The 19,324-nt window shown below is 36.1% G+C and carries 21 protein-coding genes; 4 read left to right on the top strand and 17 right to left on the bottom strand.

The features are described from left to right. Position 1 precedes the first annotated feature (1 nt). From NST21_RS11480 to NST21_RS11435, 10 genes are all read right to left on the bottom strand, one after another. A complete protein-coding gene (locus tag NST21_RS11480) occupies positions 2-1,129 on the bottom strand; it encodes an MBL fold metallo-hydrolase (RefSeq protein ID WP_057217100.1) in 1,128 nt (375 codons plus the stop codon). A 48-nt stretch (positions 1,130-1,177) separates the two neighbouring features. Next, on the bottom strand, positions 1,178-1,573 hold the full coding sequence (locus tag NST21_RS11475) for a DsrE/DsrF/DrsH-like family protein (RefSeq protein ID WP_340889202.1): 396 nt from the start codon (positions 1,571-1,573) through the stop codon (positions 1,178-1,180). Between the two features lie 30 nt (positions 1,574-1,603). Further along, complete coding sequence (locus NST21_RS11470; RefSeq protein ID WP_340889201.1) at positions 1,604-2,176, bottom strand: sulfurtransferase TusA family protein; 573 nt, start codon at positions 2,174-2,176, stop codon at positions 1,604-1,606. 53 nt (positions 2,177-2,229) lie between these two features. Continuing rightward, complete coding sequence (locus NST21_RS11465) at positions 2,230-2,526, bottom strand: rhodanese-like domain-containing protein (RefSeq protein WP_340889199.1); 297 nt, start codon at positions 2,524-2,526, stop codon at positions 2,230-2,232. Between the two features lie 17 nt (positions 2,527-2,543). Beyond that, on the bottom strand, positions 2,544-2,912 hold the full coding sequence (locus tag NST21_RS11460; RefSeq protein WP_340889198.1) for a rhodanese-like domain-containing protein: 369 nt from the start codon (positions 2,910-2,912) through the stop codon (positions 2,544-2,546). Positions 2,913-2,966: 54 nt separating this feature from the next. After that, positions 2,967-3,446: a DsrE/DsrF/DrsH-like family protein gene (locus NST21_RS11455; protein ID WP_056523021.1), complete on the bottom strand. Its 480-nt coding sequence runs from the start codon at positions 3,444-3,446 to the stop codon at positions 2,967-2,969. Positions 3,447-3,756: 310 nt separating this feature from the next. Continuing rightward, the gene (locus tag NST21_RS11450; protein WP_056523023.1) at positions 3,757-4,062 is read right to left on the bottom strand and encodes a monooxygenase; all 306 of its coding nucleotides are present in this window, start codon (positions 4,060-4,062) and stop codon (positions 3,757-3,759) included. Between the two features lie 138 nt (positions 4,063-4,200). Continuing rightward, positions 4,201-4,461, bottom strand: a complete 261-nt coding sequence (locus NST21_RS11445) for a metal-sensitive transcriptional regulator (protein ID WP_340889196.1) — start codon at positions 4,459-4,461, stop codon at positions 4,201-4,203. A gap of 15 nt (positions 4,462-4,476) precedes the next feature. Next, entirely contained in the window at positions 4,477-4,818 is a 342-nt protein-coding gene (locus NST21_RS11440; protein WP_340889195.1) for a sulfurtransferase, read from the bottom strand. Positions 4,819-5,678: 860 nt separating this feature from the next. Next, positions 5,679-6,164: a peptidoglycan-binding domain-containing protein gene (locus tag NST21_RS11435; protein ID WP_057217070.1), complete on the bottom strand. Its 486-nt coding sequence runs from the start codon at positions 6,162-6,164 to the stop codon at positions 5,679-5,681. Positions 6,165-6,520: 356 nt separating this feature from the next. Here NST21_RS11435 and NST21_RS11430 point away from each other — a divergent pair, with 356 nt between their 5' ends. Further along, positions 6,521-7,114: a hypothetical protein gene (locus NST21_RS11430; protein ID WP_056523027.1), complete on the top strand. Its 594-nt coding sequence runs from the start codon at positions 6,521-6,523 to the stop codon at positions 7,112-7,114. A 1,207-nt stretch (positions 7,115-8,321) separates the two neighbouring features. On the opposite strand, the gene NST21_RS11425 is transcribed toward NST21_RS11430, so the two are convergent. From NST21_RS11425 to NST21_RS11400, 6 genes are all read right to left on the bottom strand, one after another. Beyond that, entirely contained in the window at positions 8,322-9,101 is a 780-nt protein-coding gene (locus NST21_RS11425) for a hypothetical protein (protein ID WP_056523029.1), read from the bottom strand. 136 nt (positions 9,102-9,237) lie between these two features. Further along, positions 9,238-10,005 (bottom strand): LysM peptidoglycan-binding and 3D domain-containing protein, encoded by a 768-nt coding sequence (locus NST21_RS11420; RefSeq protein WP_340889190.1) that lies wholly within the window; start codon positions 10,003-10,005, stop codon positions 9,238-9,240. A 383-nt stretch (positions 10,006-10,388) separates the two neighbouring features. Beyond that, on the bottom strand, positions 10,389-10,637 hold the full coding sequence (locus tag NST21_RS11415; protein WP_340889187.1) for a hypothetical protein: 249 nt from the start codon (positions 10,635-10,637) through the stop codon (positions 10,389-10,391). 13 nt (positions 10,638-10,650) lie between these two features. Then, positions 10,651-10,941: an SAV0927 family protein gene (locus tag NST21_RS11410; RefSeq protein ID WP_340889186.1), complete on the bottom strand. Its 291-nt coding sequence runs from the start codon at positions 10,939-10,941 to the stop codon at positions 10,651-10,653. Between the two features lie 35 nt (positions 10,942-10,976). Further along, complete coding sequence (locus NST21_RS11405; protein WP_340889184.1) at positions 10,977-12,254, bottom strand: Glu/Leu/Phe/Val family dehydrogenase; 1,278 nt, start codon at positions 12,252-12,254, stop codon at positions 10,977-10,979. A 237-nt stretch (positions 12,255-12,491) separates the two neighbouring features. Beyond that, positions 12,492-13,838, bottom strand: coding sequence for an APC family permease (locus NST21_RS11400; protein WP_445670505.1), 1,347 nt, complete (start codon positions 13,836-13,838; stop codon positions 12,492-12,494). A 389-nt stretch (positions 13,839-14,227) separates the two neighbouring features. On the opposite strand from NST21_RS11400, the gene speB reads away from it, so the two are divergent. The 3 genes from speB to NST21_RS11385 all read left to right on the top strand — a co-directional run bounded on the left by speB (position 14,228) and on the right by NST21_RS11385 (position 16,773). After that, entirely contained in the window at positions 14,228-15,193 is a 966-nt protein-coding gene (gene speB / locus NST21_RS11395; protein WP_056523038.1) for an agmatinase, read from the top strand. Between the two features lie 395 nt (positions 15,194-15,588). After that, positions 15,589-15,942, top strand: a complete 354-nt coding sequence (locus NST21_RS11390; protein ID WP_082612881.1) for a GNAT family N-acetyltransferase — start codon at positions 15,589-15,591, stop codon at positions 15,940-15,942. Positions 15,943-16,458: 516 nt separating this feature from the next. Further along, the gene (locus NST21_RS11385; protein ID WP_340889181.1) at positions 16,459-16,773 is read left to right on the top strand and encodes a hypothetical protein; all 315 of its coding nucleotides are present in this window, start codon (positions 16,459-16,461) and stop codon (positions 16,771-16,773) included. A 640-nt stretch (positions 16,774-17,413) separates the two neighbouring features. Here the strand turns inward: NST21_RS11385 and NST21_RS11380 are convergent. After that, positions 17,414-18,826, bottom strand: a complete 1,413-nt coding sequence (locus tag NST21_RS11380) for a LysM peptidoglycan-binding domain-containing protein (RefSeq protein WP_340892504.1) — start codon at positions 18,824-18,826, stop codon at positions 17,414-17,416. Positions 18,827-19,324: the final 498 nt, after the last annotated feature.

Here is a 19,324-nt window from a genome sequence, read left to right as displayed (position 1 = left end):
TTTAACGAACCGCACAACGATTTGGTCCAATTTCCATTTCGCGCTGTTTTTCCTCATCAGGGGTGATTTTCCCCATATTCGTTTCGCGGATTTCTTGATATGCGTTTGGCTGCGGAGGTAAGTTTCCTGTAACCAACTCTCTGAATTCTGTTTCGTCAGCAATGTTCAAACCATGATTTTCTGCAAATAACTCTCCTAATTTCTTCGCAACACTGCCGTCTTCATTTAATTCTTCAATGATCATAAAGTGAGATGGCAGTACGATTAACTCGTCTGACAATTCTCTATAGCGAATATAAAGTGTTTCTCTTAAGTCTCCTACCCAATCCTCAGCCAATCCGGCTAAGTCCGGTCTACCAATGGAATCGATGAATAGAATATCTCCTGAAAGCAAGTATTTTTCATCGACTACAAATGAAGTGGAACCAATCGTGTGACCTGGGGAGTATAGAGCATGAATATTGATAGCTGTGTGACCGATCGTAACCACCTTACCACCTTCTAATGGCTGATATTCAAAAGTTACTTCTGTTGCATCTTTTGGTGGTAGCCAGTAAGTTGCATTTGCACTTTCTGCTATTTGTCTTCCACCTGAAATATGGTCAGCATGTAAATGCGTATCAAATACATGAGTAATCTTCGCTCCAATACTATCGGCAAAATCAACGTAGATATCAGTCATTCTTGTGGAATCAATAACGGCTGCTTCACCATTAGAAATGATCATGTAAGATAAACAACCTTTACCGAGACGTACAAATTGGTAGATTTCTCCGCCATTATTCAAATCCCCAATTTTCACTGGTTCTAAGTGTTCACTCCATGCTTTCATTCCGCCCTTCAAATAAGAAACATCCAGCCCTGCTTCAGATAGCATTTCAGCAACCATAATAGATGAGCCTTCTTTTGCACAGACAACTAAAATTTCTTTATTTGCTGGAATTTTATCAATGATTTCTTCAACGCCATCCAGTAAATCAAAGTAAGGAATATTAAGGAATTCAAAGTTCTCTCCTTCAATTTTCCAATCGTTAAAATCACTTTCATTTCGAACATCCAAAATGAATAATTCAGCTTTATTGATTACTTTCTTTGAAACCTCTTTGGCTGTCATTTCATTTAACGTCATAAAATATACCCCCTACAGTATTTAGTGTTTCAAAATTTTTTACCTGACTTAAAAGGTTAAAGTTACATCCGCATCTTTCGCGAATTCTAAAAATGTAACAGCTCCACCGACTTCGATGCCGTCAACGAAAGCTTCTTTTTCCAAGCCCATAACGTCCATGGTCATTTGACAACCAATAAACTTGACGTCCATTTCTTGTGCCATAGAAAGTAACTCAGGAATAGAAGGTTCATTAGCCCTCGCAAATCCTTCTGCAAAATGTTCCTTACCTTCTGGCATCGGTAGTTGTTGATTCGCTACTTTATGGATTAAATTTAAGCCTTCGAATGTAAAGAAAATAGCTACTTCTTGATCCGTTGCTGCTGCTGCTGTTGCAATGTTAAATACTTTATATGCGTCAAATAAACCACCGTTACTAGCTATTATCGCTACTTTTTTAGACATGATATGCCCCTCCATTTTTAGGATTATATGTTATTCATTCACTGATTTTTGTGTAGGACCATTCCATTGGCTCATGCCCGGTTCAACATTAACCACTTGTTTAAATCCTGCAGCTGTTAGTTTTTGTGCAGCCAGGTCACTTCGGCTACCGGTTCGGCATATGACAAAAATCTCAGACTCTTTATCCAGTTCACTAAAACGTTCTTCTAATTCACCCATTGGAAGGGATTTAGCAGATGGAATATGATTAAACGCATATTCTGCCGATTCACGTAAATCAAGTACTATCGTGTATTGGTTTTCTTCTATTTTTTGTAGAAGTTCTTCATTTGAAATGACTTTTTCATGCTTTTTTTCTTCATGCTCTTCACCACTTGCTTTCCGAAGATAATGTTTAAGAACGGTTCCTTCTTCAACTGTACCCAAATATTGATGACCTGTACTTTCTGCCCAAGCTTTCATATCGGCAGTTGACCCTTTATCCGTCGCTTGGACTTCTAGCACTTCTCCTGCTTCCAGGCCGTTCATTACTTTTTTCGTTCTTACTATCGGCATTGGACATGCTAATCCTTTTGCATCTAATACGGAATTTGTTTTTATCATGTTTTTTCCTCCTTATTTGCTAATACAGATGGGGGTATTTAAGAATTTAAAAATTATTCTATTGGACCGTTCCATTCAAGCATGCCGCCTGTCATATTTAGCACTTTATATCCATGATTTTCAAGTAACTTTACTGCCATTGAACTTCTGCCTCCTGAACGGCAAACCATGATATATTCTTTTGATTTATCCAAATCTTGCATTCGAAATTCCACGAGGCCTAATGGGATATGCATAGCATTGGGTATTTTCCCAGCCTTTACTTCATCTACTTCCCGAACATCTATAATATTAATTGTCGAGTTTCCCTTTAATAATGCATTCACTTCATTTGGTGAGATTTCTTTCATGATTGAAATACCTCCTTTTAATTGTGCCAAGCACTCATGCCGCCTTTTACGTTTGTAACTTCTTTAAATCCAAGTTTTTTTAATGACTTACTTGCTTTACTGCTTCTCATCCCACTTTGGCATATGACAAAGACTTCGTCATCTTTTGAAAGTTCTTGTGCTCTTTTATGAAGTTCGAATAAGGGAATATTCTTAAACTCCTTAATATGATTGCCCCTATACTCATTAGGTGTACGGACATCAATAAATTGCTTACTTCCTTTGTTACTTAATTGAGCTTTTAACTCACTCGTATTAATATTCTTAATTCCCTTTGCCGGGACAAAGCGCTGAAATAAAAACCAAGCAATTGCCCCAATTATTATGACATTAAATGCTGTTTCCATTTTAATATCCTCCCCTCCTTACCATGAAATTTACCCTATTTCACATTTTATTGCTTAAATGAATAAGTTTACATTACCATCTTCTGCGTCGGCTAGATAAGCTGCCACACCCGCGTATTCTATTCCATCTAATAATTCCTCTTGTTGCAAGCCCAATAAATCCATTGTCATCGTACAAGCTATTAATTTGACCTCTTGTTCTTGAGCCAACTCAATTAAATGAGGCAGTGACATGGCGTTATGTTTTTTCATTACATGTTTAATCATTTTAGGGCCCATTCCAGCAAAGTTCATGTTGGATAACCCCATCTTATCAGAACCTCGAGGCATCATTTTTGCAAACATTTTTTCAAGGAAGCCTTTTTTTAATGTCGATGGCTCATCTTTTCGTAAAGCATTTAATCCCCAGAAAGTATGGAAGATGGTTACTTCATGATCATAAGCCGCTGCACCATTTGCGATAATATAGGCCGCCATGGCCTTATCATAATCACCACTAAATAAAATAATCGTTGTTTTTTTCTTTTCAGTCAATTTGTTTTCCCCCTTGATTCCTAATTACCCGTATGGGTATATTTTTCATTAAAAAAATATTCTTTTATATGGATACTTTGTTAGTTTAGTTTCGAATACCCCACGGGGTATATATTATGGTAAAAAGTTTATTTCGTCAACCCTCTTCTTTTGAAATGTTATAAAAGGAACTTGATACACCAGGTTTTTTTGAGAGATCCCTGGAACAGTAAGTAACAATACAGAAGGATAGGTTCCTTAACCACATCCTCCTGTATGTTTTAAACCATACATATAGGTAAACTATCTTGATTAGATTAACAGACACCTCTTATTTAAACGGACCATGATTGATTTGTGTTAATCCTTCATTCACTTCGAATATTTTCCCGTTAACTGTCTCAATACCAAATCCTTTTAATCGAGCAGTGTGCATAGTTAAGTATTTTTGAGCTGATTCTTTTGACTCAAACAGATAAATACCACCAGCCTCCTTTGCCTCGCTATCTTCAGTCCAAATTTTCCAAATCACCCCTTCTTCATCATTGATGCTTTTTGCTAATTCAGTAAATTGTTCAACCATGTCATTACCAAATGGTCCATCCATTTTAAAATCCACTTGTAAAATATAAGCCATTTTTAACACTCCTTTTTAAATAACTAATAAATTCGTTTTGTTTAGATTTTGTGTTAATCGGGGTACAACGACACTACCTTGTACATTTTCCGGAATATCACCTAAATTTACCGTTGCTGACAGCTTACTTTACTTCTTTTATCTGCTTCTTATCAATAAATTAACAGCTTCTTTTACAAGATGTTCAGTGCCTTCACCTTTCTCTATGTTATCCCGAACACATTGTTCTAGATTTGCACTTACAATAACGCCCATAGTCCTATCAATTGCATTTCGTGCAGCAGACAACTGTGTGATGATATCTCTACAGTCTTTTCCCTGCTCCATCATTCCTAGAACTCCTTTAATTTGTCCTTCAATTCGCTTTAACCGATTGATGACGCTTTTATCGTATTCCATATTCTACCCACCCATCTATTTACAAACACAATCACTTATCTCATAACTGGTTACCTTAATTCCTTTTCCAATTAAGAAGCGCAGCCCTAAGTTCACTTCTAATTTATCGGAAGCAATTACATGAATGTTTTCATGTGGGATTTCATTATTAAAACGTTTTAAATATGCATAAGGGATATTCAAAGCATCTCTATTGATATCAACCTGTTTTTGATTATAAGCCCTTATATCTAATAAAATGGCGCTATGATCTTTACTATAATTCTTTTCGCAAGGAACGTTTTTAACAGGAACATATCGTTTATACAAACTCGGGACCAAAATCACGACAGTTAATAGAAGCAAATAAAAAATCAAATCCACCACCTTTGTTTCAATTTATAACCTCATATTATACCTATGGGGGTATGTTGTCAAGCTAGTGAAACTTACTTCTAAAATGATTGTCTGCGATGGCGATATATCAGTTACTTAATATTTTTCTATATTTGTGAGTTATATGGGAGGAAATTTATACTGGAAACGAATAATATTAGTCCCTACTGCACTTTCCCTTATACTTTCTTCTATCATTTTGCTCTTCGTTATTCTTTTCTGATATTCGTCTTTATATGCTTTCGTCTCCCCATTCACATAGTTTGTATCATTTTGCTCATTCTTTTTTGAACCTCCTGATACTCATACTTACTCCCCTCGAGACAACTTATCAAACGTTTAGAAACTTATTCTTGTCCCCAAATTCTATTCGCACATGGGCAACTGTTTTATCAGGATATGTACATTTCTGAAGAAACCTAATAAATCTCATTTATATTAGATTATAACAGTCAGGTTATACTAGAATGGTGGTGCTCAGTGATGTTCACTCCCCGAATGAGCATTATTTTAATTTACCTCAATTTTCAACTCTGTTGAGGTATAATCCTCGGAGTGGTTAAGCATGGAAGACCTCTCTTTATAAAGATTTTACTCATTGGGGGTTTTAATTCACAAACGCAGAAAACACATATTTCTAAATGAATAAAGCCGATGATTCCTACGTAGGAATCATCGGCTTTTTACAATTAACCTGAAACTAATAAAAAGGAGAAATTTAATAGAACTATCCCCCCTCTCCTTCTTTGATATTGGATCGCTTACGCTTAGGAAATCATTTATGCAAGGCTGCCCCATCGTTTTATCTTCATTTAACTTAAAAGGGCCTCCTTCTTGGGTTTTTAATTCGCATACAAGCGATATTGGTCACTTAATGTATCTCCATTACCGTAAATATAGGCTTTTGAGCCGGATGTATAGGAAGAATCGTCGTACTTCCATTTGATTCTGAGACCCATGTTCCCGCCTGCTCCATATGTGTTCTCGCCATTCTTTTTAATATATTGTGAAAAACTGGCCCATGTCTTGGGGCCAACCACACCATCCACTTGGAGATGGTTTTCTTTTTGATATTTCTTTACACCCGCTTCGGTTTTCGGCCCAAAAATCCCATCAACGTCAACCACTGCTGAATCAGTATAAAAACCCATTACATTGAGGATATACTGCATATTTCTGACTTCCACCCCAAGAGTGTCCTTCCGCAAAATCGAGTTTTTATCCCAGCTTTGCGGGTGGTGAAATCCTCCAGCAGATGCTGAAGCGGTGGAAAATGATATCCCCAGGGCTATTACTAATACTACCAAACCAGTAAGTAATTTCTTCATAGCTCCATCTCCCTCTTTTTTTGTTTATTCAATCCACCTTACTAATTCCCCTTAGATTTTATATTCCCCTTCCGACAAATGTCCTGTTTATTTTGAAACTGCTATACAAAAATAGTCATCAGAAGGACCACAGAATAGGATAAGTTGTACGAACAATAGAGACAATCCTTAAAGCTTTAAAAGAAGATCCTAGCTATAAATCATATCCCACTTTGGGATTCCTTTACTATCCGTTCACGACTTATTTTCCTTAGTTTCACGTACACCGTTCATTTACAGGACAAGTTAAAAAAAATGGAGGTAATTCACACAAGTTTGGAGAATATGTGAATAATAGTCGTAATGGAGTGTGAAATATGAAAATAAAAGAGCTATTAGATGAACTATCCGTAACTGGAAATACAATAGCAAAAATCGCACAGGACAAGGTTGGCATTGGAGAGAAACGATTAAAGAATGCGTTACACAATGCAGGATATGAATACAGGAACAAAAATCCGAAAGGCTGGTTTTATGCAAAAGAAGGGAAAGAACCCCTTTATCAGTCAGTGTTTGAGTTCATTGAATCAAAAAATAGTTTACCTAATGTTAAACAAAGTTCCCCCGACTTGAATATTACTTTACCAAGAAGTTCACAACCTATTACACTCGATGTGAAGAGTGTAAGAAATGAAGGTGAAAAATATATTCACACCGTTTTCACACCTGAAGAAGTTACGATATTAAAGGAACTGATAAAGGCATATGTTCTTGATGATCAGCAAGATAGTCAAAGAGATGATCTTTATCAAAGGGTAGTCACTTTAGAAAAAGGCAACAAAGTAAGAAAAACGATTGTCATTAACGAAGAAGTTGGGACTTTGCTTGATAGGTTCGCAGATCAACAGAAGTTTAATAAATCCGACATAATAGAACTTGCCATATTAGATTTAATTAACAAATACAAATAACTACTCAATAATATCTATTTTATGGCTCCTAGCAAGCTATATACAGCCCTATCATGTAACTGCTTAAACATGCTTTTCTTTGTGTGTTTACTATTTAGGGTTCAGATCATAAATGGCGGCTTTCCTTCCTCATCATTGTTAATGTATTCGTTAATTGTTTGATTTTCTATATCTCTAGTAGTCAAAGGTTTCAGACAGACTGACTTGAATATCAAACAAATTCAATTTTATGTGAACTTCTCAGAGTTGATTTTTTCTAATTCTTGAAGTTAACTACCAAATATTAGCTAATTGTACTTACCCTAGCATGTCCATATTTCTTGGCGTATCCCACTTTTACACTTTATTTATGACCCTAATTTATGACACCACACAATACCTTACCATTACTACACTATCAAAACGGGTGGCCTATACTTTTATGTTTTAGGTAAGGTTAGTTCAAAAAAAGAGACTGACTATAAAAAGCCAGTCTAATGTGACGTCAGGTGCTTCCTCACGTCTTATATATATTATGCAAATGTTTGGACAAGCGTTACTCTATCTATTTATTTATGACTAGTTCATTTTGTTCTTGGTCAAAAACCTCATCCATTATGCTTATATAGTATGTGGAGATAACAACAAAACATTTCTTCTATACGTCTATCACTTGGTAGATATTATTGACAAGGCTTTGTTAAATGTTATTAAAATAATTCATTAAATAACAAGGTCCCTCTACTATGTTTACTAAGTCACCAATGCTGATATATTTTGTTCATTTTTACATAATCAATGGGAATTCACAGAAAAAAACTACTTTATGGTAAAGAAAGTAGATAAAGGGAGATGGTCTAATGAATAATAATAGACTATTTAAACATCTTTGAATGCTTCTTTCAATAGAGATTCCTAAAGATACTAAAATAAGATTGAAGAATTGGTTAAAGAAATAGAAAGTGAAGAAAAAATCAATTTAAGAGGATGTATTCAAAGAGAATGCTCGGTTTATTTACATGGAATGATTAAGTATGCACCCGAATAATCGGGTGTTTTTTTATTAAGGATAACTGACTTCTTTTAACCACTTCCTAGTTTCATATAGAACTTAAAAGTAAGATTTATCGTTATCCAACAGCTTGGAAATCCAAATTCTGATTAGCTTTCAATTAGTTCTTTTCTTTTCCCTATTTAGTAGTTATATTAGGAAATTAAACACTAATAATCATTTACCTTTGATAAAATTTCTAAAATTATCGTAATCAGTTTTAATGTAATGAAATACCTTTGCGTTGCCGTCATGATCTGGGTGAGTTATTTTTAATAACCCTTTATATTCTGCTAGCAATTCTTTATTACTCGCCATTTTTGCAAGTCCTAATTTTTCACTATAATCATTTGATTGATTATTAGAGTTGAAATTGTAATTGTCACTTTTGTTTTCTTTTACTTTTATCAATTCATTACGTAATTCAATATTTTCTTTTAATAAATCCTTTGTTTCATTTTGTAATTTACTTTTCTCATTTTTCAGTAGTACAACTTCCTTTTTAAACATATCTCTTTGCTGGATTAATATTTTTTTTGAAGTCTCATGAAGTTCCTCAATTCCTTCTATATGCTTATCTTGTGCTTGTATTTTTAATTTTAATCGGTGTATGATCTCGTCCTTATTTTGATCAATACGATCATTTATAGACAGCATAGAGGCTGTGTCATCAATTATATATCCAGTTTTTCTATTCCCGTTTCCCTCGTATTTAATCTTACCTTCACGCAGCCAACGGCTAACAGTTTGAATACTAATACTTTCTGTTATTCCTGCATCTTTTAACAGTTCAAATGCTTGATCTGTGTCATCAATTATGTATCCAGTGTTTCTATTCTTGTTTCCTCCCTCGTATTTAATCTTTCCTTCACGCAGCCAACGTCTTACAGTTTGAATACTAATACTTTCTGTTACTCCTGCATCCTTTAACAGGTCAAAAGCTTGATCTGTGTTCACGATGTCCCCCCTTTCACTCTTATTACGCCATGTAATGTTACATTGAGTGATATTAGCCTAACATAATAAAAAATGAGTTGTTTTTATGTACCTTGTCGCAACAAAGTATTTCTAATCAATCAATTATATGAATGAGTTAATTCAAGACTTGTATTTTCACGTTTTTAACGCCCCAATTTAAAGCATCCTGCTCATTAGGAATAAAGATATCTATTCTATTTCCTTTTATAGCACTGCCTGTATCCTCTGCTGTTGCATAGCCATAGCCTTCCACATACACTTTTGATCCAAGTGGGATAACAGATGGGTCAACAGCTACAACTTTTGCATCCGGATTTGCTTTTAAGTCGATTCCAGTAGCTGTAGTGCCGCTACAACCTTGACAATCAGCAGTATATGCAGTTGCTCTTACGGTAATCTCTTTTTCTATATCTGACTGATTCGTAGCTTGACTTTTTGATGTTGTTTTTTCTTTTTCAGATTTATTAGCTGGCGCTGCTGGTTCAGAATTCTGTTCAGGCTTAACGCTCACTGCCTCATCTTTGTTTGTCACAGGTTTAATAACTAGTTCCTGTTTCGGATGGATTGTATCTAAACTTAAACCGTTCCAAGATTTAAGGTCATTTACTGATACATGATATTTGTCTGCAATTTCCCATAACGTGTCCCCGGACTTGACCTTATAATGCTTTTCTTGAGAAATATGTAATGTTTCTCCTGAATAAATCGTATCTGAAGACAAATGGTTCCAATCCTTAATATCTTCTATTGATACTTTATATGTTTGAGATATCCCCCATAATGTGTCTCCATCTTTCACATTGACATCTTCTGCTTGTACCGGAATAGTGAATGCACCGGATATTGCAGCCGCTGCCGCTAACGATAAGATTGATTTTTTCATATGTTGTTACCTCCTTGTAAGCTAGTAAGTTAGCTAATTTTTTCAATAATAGCATAGTTATTTGCTATACAAAGAACAAACAGATAAAGAATAGATGACAGATATCACAGAAGGATAACGAAAAGATATCAAATTTTAAAATAACACTAGAATAATTAATCCTATATGTCCGTCGTATCAAATACGACACCACTGGGCGGAGTTTGGTTGTTTTACTGGTCCGCACCATCCAGATAGACTATCTTCCTGAAAGAAAGTACTTCAAGAAATTGCAAACATATGTCCAACCCCATTATTGCTTCATATGTAATTTCACACTGCCCTTATCCAGAAAGCAGATAAAAAAAAGAAGATGATACAGTTCATCTTCTTTTCTATATATATTAATCGCTACCGGTCACGAATAAATCTTCTTTAAAATAGGCGAGGACCTTGCCAGCTTCCACTTGTTCCCCCTCCAGTACCTCCAATGATTCTATCTCACCGCTGACACCAATATGGATGATTTCCTCAAGTCCATCTGCCGTCTTAATATGGAACAATGGTTCCCATTCGTAGAATCCGGAATTTTTGGTTGTTAAAACTTTTTCAACTTTACCTTGACAAGGACTAAGAATCACATCAACGTACATATATATCACTCCTTCAATATTGTTCAAAATGAAATCTGGATTGTAAGACTGACTTGAGAAAGTATTGAAATTCAGAAATATCTTCTTGTTCAATGCCAAGCTTCGGAGCCCAGTACTGATCTAAATGAATATCATCGGCACACAGTAGGATCATTCTCCCGCTTTGAAGGGAGGTGACCATTGCTTTACCTAAAAACTGAGCCGAGTAGGCAATAGTCACATCATATCTATAATTTTTTGACAATAAGCAATAATGATGAATAGCCTGATTTTCTTTATTTTCGGAAATAATATCAAAATTCAACTGATTGCCTCCTTTCTTGTAAAGCCCTAATTAGTTTAGAACCTGACCCACCCTCGGAGCCGGGATGCTTCTGCTATTTTACGAATCCCTTCTATATAAGCAGCAATTTTCATGTTCACGGAAAATTTTTGAGAAGTATGATAGACATTCAAAAAGCTGGCTGTTATCTTTTCTTTTAAACGTGTATCTACAAGTTCTTCTGTCCAGTAATATCCTTGATTGTTTTGGCACCATTCAAAATATGAAACAATCACTCCTCCTGAATTCGCCAAAATATCCGGGACTAGTAATATACCTTTTTCATCGAGAATTTTGATTGTTTCCTTTGTTGTCGGTCCATTTGCTGCTTCAATTAGGATTTTACATTGCAGTCGTTCAACATTATCTTTATTTATCACTCCGCTAATAGCTGCGGGAATTAGCACATCACACTCTTTTTCCAATAATTCTTGATTGGATAATGAATCTTTAAATAAGTTCGTAACGACTCCATACGAATCCCTGTTTTCCAAAAGGTAAGGAATGTCTAAGCCGTTTGGGTCATATAATCCGCCAAGCTCATCCGATATCCCGACAACCTTAGCTCCCAATTCATGCAAATACATTGCCAAATAACTGCCAACATTCCCGAATCCCTGAATAATTACCCGCATACCCTGAATAGGCATTTTCTTTAAATCACTTACCATTTGAAGAGTATATAATACTCCCTTGGAAGTAGCTGTTTCTCTGCCCTTCGATCCTCCTAATGACAATGGCTTACCCGTAATAAAGCCGGGTGAATCAAACTCCCTGATATGATCATATTCATCTAGCATCCAGGCCATTATTTGAGAATTTGTATACATATCCGGTGCAGGAATGTCCTTGGTCGGCCCAACTATTTGACTGACTGCCCTGACATACCCTCTGCTTAATCGTTCTAGCTCAGACAAACTCATCTGTCTGGGATCACAGACAATGCCACCCTTTGCTCCTCCATATGGAAGATCTGTTATTCCGCATTTCAAACTCATCCAACCCGCCAAAGCCTTAACTTCTTCAGGAGTGACATCCGGATGAAACCGAATCCCGCCTTTCGTTGGACCGGTTGCATCATTATGTTGAGCCCGATACCCTTGAAACATCCTTGTCTCACCGTTATCCATTTGGATAGGAATACAGACTTCTAAAAAGCGCATTGGTGTTTTTAAAAAATCAAAAACCTGATCTGGGTAGTCCAAAACATCAATTGCTTCTTTTAAGATATCCTGGAATTCTTGCAGAGAATTATCCTTTTCGCGTTTTTTAATCCCCTCAGTTTTAACTGCCATTTTAGCACCTCATTTTTTATTCTTATAAATGTATAAAGCAATTTCCGTGCCAGCTTTAACCATGTTGCTGGTTGGTATTATATCGCCACTTTCCTTCATGGTTTCACGCTTCATTCATCCAGACCATATGTATACATTCATAAGCAATTCAAATTTGCATAATGTTAAAATATGATGATGAAATAAACAAATAGAAAAAAACGCATCCTTTTTAAAATGCGTTTTTCCTTTCAAACTCTATAACTGAATTTCTTCAACTTGATATTGAGGTGGAACTGTTCGGAATGCCTTCGTGATAAATAATAGATAACAAAAACCAATTATAAACCAGCCTAACCCCATTATTAGTGAGCTAGTCTCAAGATTAATCCAGAGAATAGCAATTGAAATAGCTCCGATTAAAGGCATAATTAAATAATTGATACATCCTTTAATAGTTCGATGCTTCTTCTCTCTGAAGACAAAATGGCTGATCACTGACAGATTTACAAAAGTAAATGCCATTAATGCACCAAAGTTAATCAGTGATGCGGCAGTCACTAAATCAAAAAACAAAGCCGACAAAGAAATGACTCCAACTATGACAACATTAATAGCTGGTGTTTTCCACTTAGGGTGGATAAATCCAAACCATTTTTCCGGAAACACTTTATCCCGGCCCATAACATATAAAAGACGTGAGACACTGGCATGTGAAGCTAGTCCTGATGCTAGCGTATTGACGAAAGTTGCACAAAGAAAAATGGATTGGAACAACTTCCCACCTACATAAAGGGCGATTTCCGGTAAAGCAGCATCTGGTTCCTTAAAACGGGACATGTCCGGGAAAAAGAGCTGAATAAAGAATGAAGAGGTGATGAAAATAATTCCACCCCAAAGGGCTGTTAAAAAGATCGCTTTCGGAATTGTTTTTTTCGGATCTGGTGTTTCTTCTGAAAGTGTTGTTACTGCATCAAACCCCAAAAAGGAAAAACAAAGAATGGTTGCTCCAGTTATTATAGCCGAATAGTCCATTCCTCCATTTATGAAAGGCTGAATTGTAACCACTTCGCCTGTACCTTCTCCATTATGCAAGCCTTTGACAACAAGAATGATGAACACCACCATGATGGCAATCTGAATTAAAACAAAAAGGGTATTAAAGTTAGCAAGTACATTAACACTCCGGAGATTGAGAATGGTGACAATCCCGACAAACAATACTACCCATATCCATGTTGGAACTTCTGGAAATAATGCTGTGAGATAGATTTTGGTCAACAATGCATTTACCATAGGCAAAAATAGATAATCTAACAACGAAGACCAACCTACCAGGAATCCTAAATGTCGGTTAATTGCCTTTTGCGTATAAGTATAGGCAGAACCAGCTGTCGGGAAAACTTTTACAAGTTTCCCATAGCTTGCGGCTGTAAAAAGCATACCCACCAATGCAACGATATACGCTGTTGGGACGTGCCCCCCCGTAATTCCAGATACAATACCAAATGTATCAAATACGACCATGGGCGTCATATAAGCTAACCCCATCATAACAATTTGCCATAATTTTAGAGTTCTTTTCAGTTTAGCACCATTTTCCACCTATCATTCCTCCTTGTAATCGCTTTCATTTATTAGGATTAACACATCTTTAATAGATTTAAAGACCTCCCCATTTTTCAAATTTTCAAATATATCTAAATGCAAATTCTGTGCCAAATGGTTACTGTTTACTTAAATACATGAATTTCGCAATAATAAGCTTTTAAATTATGCAATATTAGACAGCGTATTGGATTTTATTCACGAGAATGAAGTAGTACATCGCCTTCCGATAAGCGATTCAATTTTTCATAGATTATGCGCTCCTTCATAACTCCTGCAAATAATAACTAGTTAGAACATATAGATATCACTTAATAGCGACTTGGCATGATATTTGCATTGTTTTCTCTACTATGAAAGAAATAAGAAAATGGAGGAATACAAAAATGAAATATCCGTTATCTCCTGACGTAAAACCAGAGTTTTGTACGACCGGATCATTCATGCGCTTACCTGCTTCAAGAGAAAATGCCAAATTGGCAGTTTTAGGTATACCTTTTGATACAGCTGCTTCATTCAGGGTAGGAGCACGGTTTGCCCCACAGGCAATCCGCCAGGCATCTATGACCTTGTTTCCTTACCATCCGATACACAAGGTGTACCCATTTGACGATTGTAATGCCATTGATATTGGGGATATTTCAGTGATTCCCCATAATATACACCGAAGCTATGAGTTAATTGAAAGTGCAATGACAGACTTAATGAAAGAAGGAATCATTCCAATAGGTATTGGCGGGGATCATTCAGTAACATTGGCAAACCTGCGAGCTGCCGCAAAAGTACATGGACCTGTTGCAATGCTCCATTTTGATTCACATACTGATACCTGGGATACCTATTATGAAGAGAAATATTGGCATGGTTCCCCTTTTATCCGTGCATATGAGGAAGGTTTGCTCCAAACGGATAAAGTTTTCCAAATTGGAATTAGAGGGACGCTAAATCATCCAGGAGATATAGATTCCAGCACGGATCTAGGATACAACGTGATAACTACGCCTGAACTGAAGGAAAGAGGAATCGAGGATGTCTTGAAGGAAGTCAAGAAGACCATTGGGGATACACCATGTTTCTTGAGCTTTGATATAGATTTTGTGGATCCATCCTGTGCCCCTGGTACAGGCACCCTAGAGGTCGGCGGTCTAAACAGCTTTGAAACCCTAGAGATGATTCGTTCTCTGCAGGGATTTAACTTTATTGGATTCGACCTAGTGGAAGTCCTCCCCCCCTATGATCCAACACAAATAACATCACTATTGGCAGCCACTATCATTCATGACTTTGCTAGTTTAGTAGCCTTAAAGATAAAAGAAGAAGAACTAGAAAAATCAACCCAAAATCATTCATAATATTTTATTGGATGAAAATTAGGAATGCAACGGAATCAAGTGATTAGTCTTAAAGAATTGAGCACAGAATTTAATAATCTAGCATAAGATCTAAGAAGCGATCATCTAATAAAAATTCCACCTGTGAAATTAACAGAAAGAAGCAGGAACCTTAACTGTGTTCCGCTTCTTTTTTTATCAGATCTAGCGAGAAGACCCCATCTTCAAACCGAACCAATTCGTGAGCGAGAGTAGGTTAAGTGGGTGCTGAATCTCTAGATTGATAAAGATTCCACTTAAATTGTAGCATTTTTAACTAACAAAAATTTTGGACAGGTTTATTTGTCAGAAAATCAATCCGTATCTATTTATGGAAGGCGAAGCAATAAAAATTAAAAAAGATAGGAGAAATTAATATGAAAATACCAGTGGAAAATATTGTAGAGTTAACTGTAGAACATCAATTCTTACAGGCTTATCCGATAATAAATCAGTTACATACTGATTTGACTTTAGAGGAATATCTAGAATTATTAAATGATATGCGTAAGGAGGGTCAACAGTTATTTGCTTTATATCATGATACAAGCATCGTAGCTTTAGCAGGTATTAGCTGGCATGAAGATTTGTATAATGAACGCTATGTATTTGTACAAGATTTGGTTACTGATGTAAATCATCGCCCTAGTGGCCTTGGATATAGGCTGCTCAGTTATATACATAATTGGGCAAAAGAACAGGGTGCTGAATATATTTCATTGGAATCTTGATTTCAACGTCTTGATACCCATCAATAAATCAAAAAAATCGTTTCAAGTACAATTTTCAAGAGGGGGCTTATACCTATAAGGTATAGCCTTTTTTTGTACCTAAAATTACCTCATATCCTACCTATGATATTTTGAAGTTTGAATAAGGGTTAGCTTTTAATGAATTTTTATAGTTCTAAAAAAAATGAAGTTTGCTCAAACGCTTTGACTTTGATGAAAAGTTGACTTATCAATGTTTTTCATGAATTTCTTATCAAACTTAGTTTCACTTTATAACAAAAATTACATGTAGGGAAAAGAGCCTTAGTTGAAGTATCGCCTTAGTATTAATAAAAATTCCATTTACACTAAATAATTATTCTCACGACTACCTTTTTGACGAGTTTCTTCTGTTTTTACAACATCTTCATCAGCTTATCTGTGATTGAAGATAATTTGATACAGTGTTTGAATAAAAAAAATTAGAAAGGAAAAGGTAATATTGAAAGTAAAAAGCCAATAGAGAGGACGATAAAAATGAATCAAAAGTGGTTAAGACTATTATCAGTTGTTTTTCTTTCTGCCATGATGTTAATGGGTTGTAATACTGCAAATAAGGATAACAATCCAGCTCCTCCTGATACAGAGGAACCTGTTGAAGATCCTAAAGATGCAACTGACCCAGATAATATCGATGAAAATGATGGTGGCACTAATACAGAAGATCCGATTGAAGACCCTAAAGATGCAACTGACCCAGATAATATCGATGAAAATGATGGGGGCACTAATACAGAAGATCCGATTGAAGACCCTAAAGATGCAACTGACCCAGATAATAAAGATGAGTAATAATTTAAATAAGTAAACAGCAATAAGTATTAATACCGTTTGTTTTCAATAATGTAAAAACGCTGACCATAGTCAGCGTTTTTCAGTTTGACGTTTATTTAAATTTGTAGAAATAGCCTAAAGAGACATTGATATTCACCTTGCTATGTTTGAGCTTCAGTAATTTCTTATGTGGCTTGTTTAAAGCATTCTTCATATTGTAGCTGATTCCCAGCAAATTGTTGAATAGGTATTAATAAGTTCCGAGCATTTTGCTAACAATAAAAACATAATAGAGGATAAATTTTTGTTCTCAAACCTCTTTACATGTTAAAAATTAACCTTTTTTCAGCAAAAATCATTCCATCGCAGTCGTTAATTTCCCAAGATTCGCCCCTTAAATAAGCTGTCTGTGTATACCCTGAAATAGGGCATGGCAGCAACTTCCTGCAATACATGGACATATGAAGTAACTTTTGCTTCTTCTCATCCACATTTTACAAAAAGGGCATTAAGATTTAATAGTGGTGATTATAAATGAGGATATAATGATTGTTTGATTCTTATTCTGCCAAAAACGCTCACTTTGTTGACCCCATGTCAGGCAAAAAGCAATGATGAACTTCTAGGGCGGGCAATTTCAATGCTGTTAAAAAACACCTTACAATTTTCGTACAATAAATGTATCCCCAAGTAATTCCCAATTCTGAGGAAAAGGATAACCAAGTACCCAATAACTGAGACCCCTTGCCCTGTAACTCTTCACCAGGTCGAATTTGGCTTTAGCACTGCGTGCGTCCTCAAACCAAACTTCATGTGTGCGTCCCTGACTGTCTTTGTATCTATAATAAGGTGATTGGGCTGTCTCGTCATATTTTATTTCTACATTATATTGGGTGGCACGCCTGATGGCTTCCTGCATGTCGAAAGTCTCTGCTTCTTGACCCTCTTTATGAGGAACAAGCCAGTCACGTGCATAAATTTGAAAGCCTATAAAGATTTTGTTTGTTGGAATCACTGTAACTGCATAGTCTAGAACCCGCTTGATTTGATTAATGGGAGAGATAGCCTGTGGCGGTCCCTTTCGGTAACCCCATTCATATGTCATCAGCACAACGAAATCGAGCAGCCGTCCGTGAACTGGATAATCATGTGCTTCAACTAATAATCCCTTTTGATTGGCACTAGTTTTTGGGGCAAGGGAGGAGGACACAAAGTAGCCTTCAGGACGCAATCGATCCACTGCTCTTTGGAGAAACCGATTGTAGAAATCACGGTCCTCTGGTGCTACACTTTCAAAGTCGATATTCAATCCACGGTAACCTTTATTTTTCATCGTATTTATGACATTGGTCAATAATTTTTCCACTAAACTTAAATCAGAAAGTATCGTATGTGCAAGCCTTGTTCCAGCTTCAGTGGCGGAAAAATTCGTTATGCACATCATGGGTACAACTCCAGTTGACTGCGCCGCTTGTATGGTCGGGTTGTCATCAATGACTTCTAAACTCCCATCTTGCCTCATTCTATAACCAAACGGACTTACGTAGGTCAAATCGTAGGCTACTTCACGTACCTGCACCGCACCACTTTGCCCATAAACGTTTGTAAAACCATTCACATCAATCGTTGGTTTCGGTTTCTGGGGAATCTTTAATATCTGTCCGGGATAAATACTAAAAGGGTCTGTAATTCGATTAGTCTGCATAATGGATTGAACTGTTGTTCCATAACGTCTTGCTATTTCATAAAGGGTATCTCGTTCCCTTACTGTATGAAAAATGACCGGAATGGTAAGTCTTTGTCCTGGATAGATATTAGAAGGATTTGTGATGCGATTCGTTTGCATGATTTCCTGTAAGGTTGTTCCAAACTGAGTCACGATTTTTTCGAGAGTATCCCCTGGTTGAACTCTGTACTGAAGATAAGGTTCAGGAATCAAAAGTGCTAGGCCAATCACTAACTTTTCGGGATTTTCAAGGCCATTGATCCTAACTATTCGGTTGGTGCTGACACCATATTGCTGGGAAATCTTCCACAAGGAATCCCCCTTATTCACCACATGGATTTTCAAATGCACTGCCCCGCTTTCCTTCATATATTTCATTCATTTTATTCCCTGTAAAGACCTTATATGCTTCATGGTGGTTTCGTTATTCCATAATGCTCAGTTTTTTCGCTATTCTAGCTTATAATTATTACAACAAATTTCTGGTTATTTAAAGTACATCCAAGAAACCGTGCTACATTTTTTATCCCAGATCATTGCTCCTACAATTCAGTCATTTTAACCATCTTTGTATATCTTTTACGAAATGGAGAACATTAACTTTAAAGGGCGAAACGTTCAGGGCTCCCAACACTTCATCTCCCTGACTCTCGTCCTTCATATTTTTTCTACATTCTATTGTTGGGTTATATGAGGTATCCAATGGTTTCCATCAATTAAAAATACGAAAAAGCCCTTTTTTCATCTACTAAGGGCTTTTTTGTTCATAAAAGTGTACTTTTTCGAATGAGGTAAAATAATATCTTCCAAATCTTACAAGCTAACGGTATCTATTACATTTAT

It is taken from the genome of Peribacillus sp. FSL K6-1552, from assembly GCF_038005205.1.
GTDB lineage: Bacteria > Bacillota > Bacilli > Bacillales > DSM-1321 > Peribacillus > Peribacillus butanolivorans.
This window is presented reverse-complemented; position numbering and strand designations above follow the sequence as displayed.

What these genes read in the sequence shown, in the direction of transcription:
- NST21_RS11405 (WP_340889184.1), bottom strand. Translation starts at nt 12,254, where the DNA reads ATGGCAGTTAAAACTGAGGGGATTAAAAAACGCGAAAAGGATAATTCT.
- NST21_RS11390 (WP_082612881.1), top strand. Translation starts at nt 15,589, where the DNA reads ATGAAAATACCAGTGGAAAATATTGTAGAGTTAACTGTAGAACATCAA.
- NST21_RS11470 (WP_340889201.1), bottom strand. Translation starts at nt 2,176, where the DNA reads ATGATAAAAACAAATTCCGTATTAGATGCAAAAGGATTAGCATGTCCA.
- NST21_RS11445 (WP_340889196.1), bottom strand. Translation starts at nt 4,461, where the DNA reads ATGGAATACGATAAAAGCGTCATCAATCGGTTAAAGCGAATTGAAGGA.
- NST21_RS11420 (WP_340889190.1), bottom strand. Translation starts at nt 10,005, where the DNA reads ATGAAAAAATCAATCTTATCGTTAGCGGCAGCGGCTGCAATATCCGGT.
- NST21_RS11465 (WP_340889199.1), bottom strand. Translation starts at nt 2,526, where the DNA reads ATGAAAGAAATCTCACCAAATGAAGTGAATGCATTATTAAAGGGAAAC.
- NST21_RS11385 (WP_340889181.1), top strand. Translation starts at nt 16,459, where the DNA reads ATGAATCAAAAGTGGTTAAGACTATTATCAGTTGTTTTTCTTTCTGCC.
- NST21_RS11450 (WP_056523023.1), bottom strand. Translation starts at nt 4,062, where the DNA reads ATGGCTTATATTTTACAAGTGGATTTTAAAATGGATGGACCATTTGGT.
- NST21_RS11430 (WP_056523027.1), top strand. Translation starts at nt 6,521, where the DNA reads ATGAAAATAAAAGAGCTATTAGATGAACTATCCGTAACTGGAAATACA.
- NST21_RS11475 (WP_340889202.1), bottom strand. Translation starts at nt 1,573, where the DNA reads ATGTCTAAAAAAGTAGCGATAATAGCTAGTAACGGTGGTTTATTTGAC.
- NST21_RS11435 (WP_057217070.1), bottom strand. Translation starts at nt 6,164, where the DNA reads ATGAAGAAATTACTTACTGGTTTGGTAGTATTAGTAATAGCCCTGGGG.
- NST21_RS11415 (WP_340889187.1), bottom strand. Translation starts at nt 10,637, where the DNA reads ATGTACGTTGATGTGATTCTTAGTCCTTGTCAAGGTAAAGTTGAAAAA.
- NST21_RS11460 (WP_340889198.1), bottom strand. Translation starts at nt 2,912, where the DNA reads ATGGAAACAGCATTTAATGTCATAATAATTGGGGCAATTGCTTGGTTT.
- NST21_RS11480 (WP_057217100.1), bottom strand. Translation starts at nt 1,129, where the DNA reads ATGACGTTAAATGAAATGACAGCCAAAGAGGTTTCAAAGAAAGTAATC.
- speB (WP_056523038.1), top strand. Translation starts at nt 14,228, where the DNA reads ATGAAATATCCGTTATCTCCTGACGTAAAACCAGAGTTTTGTACGACC.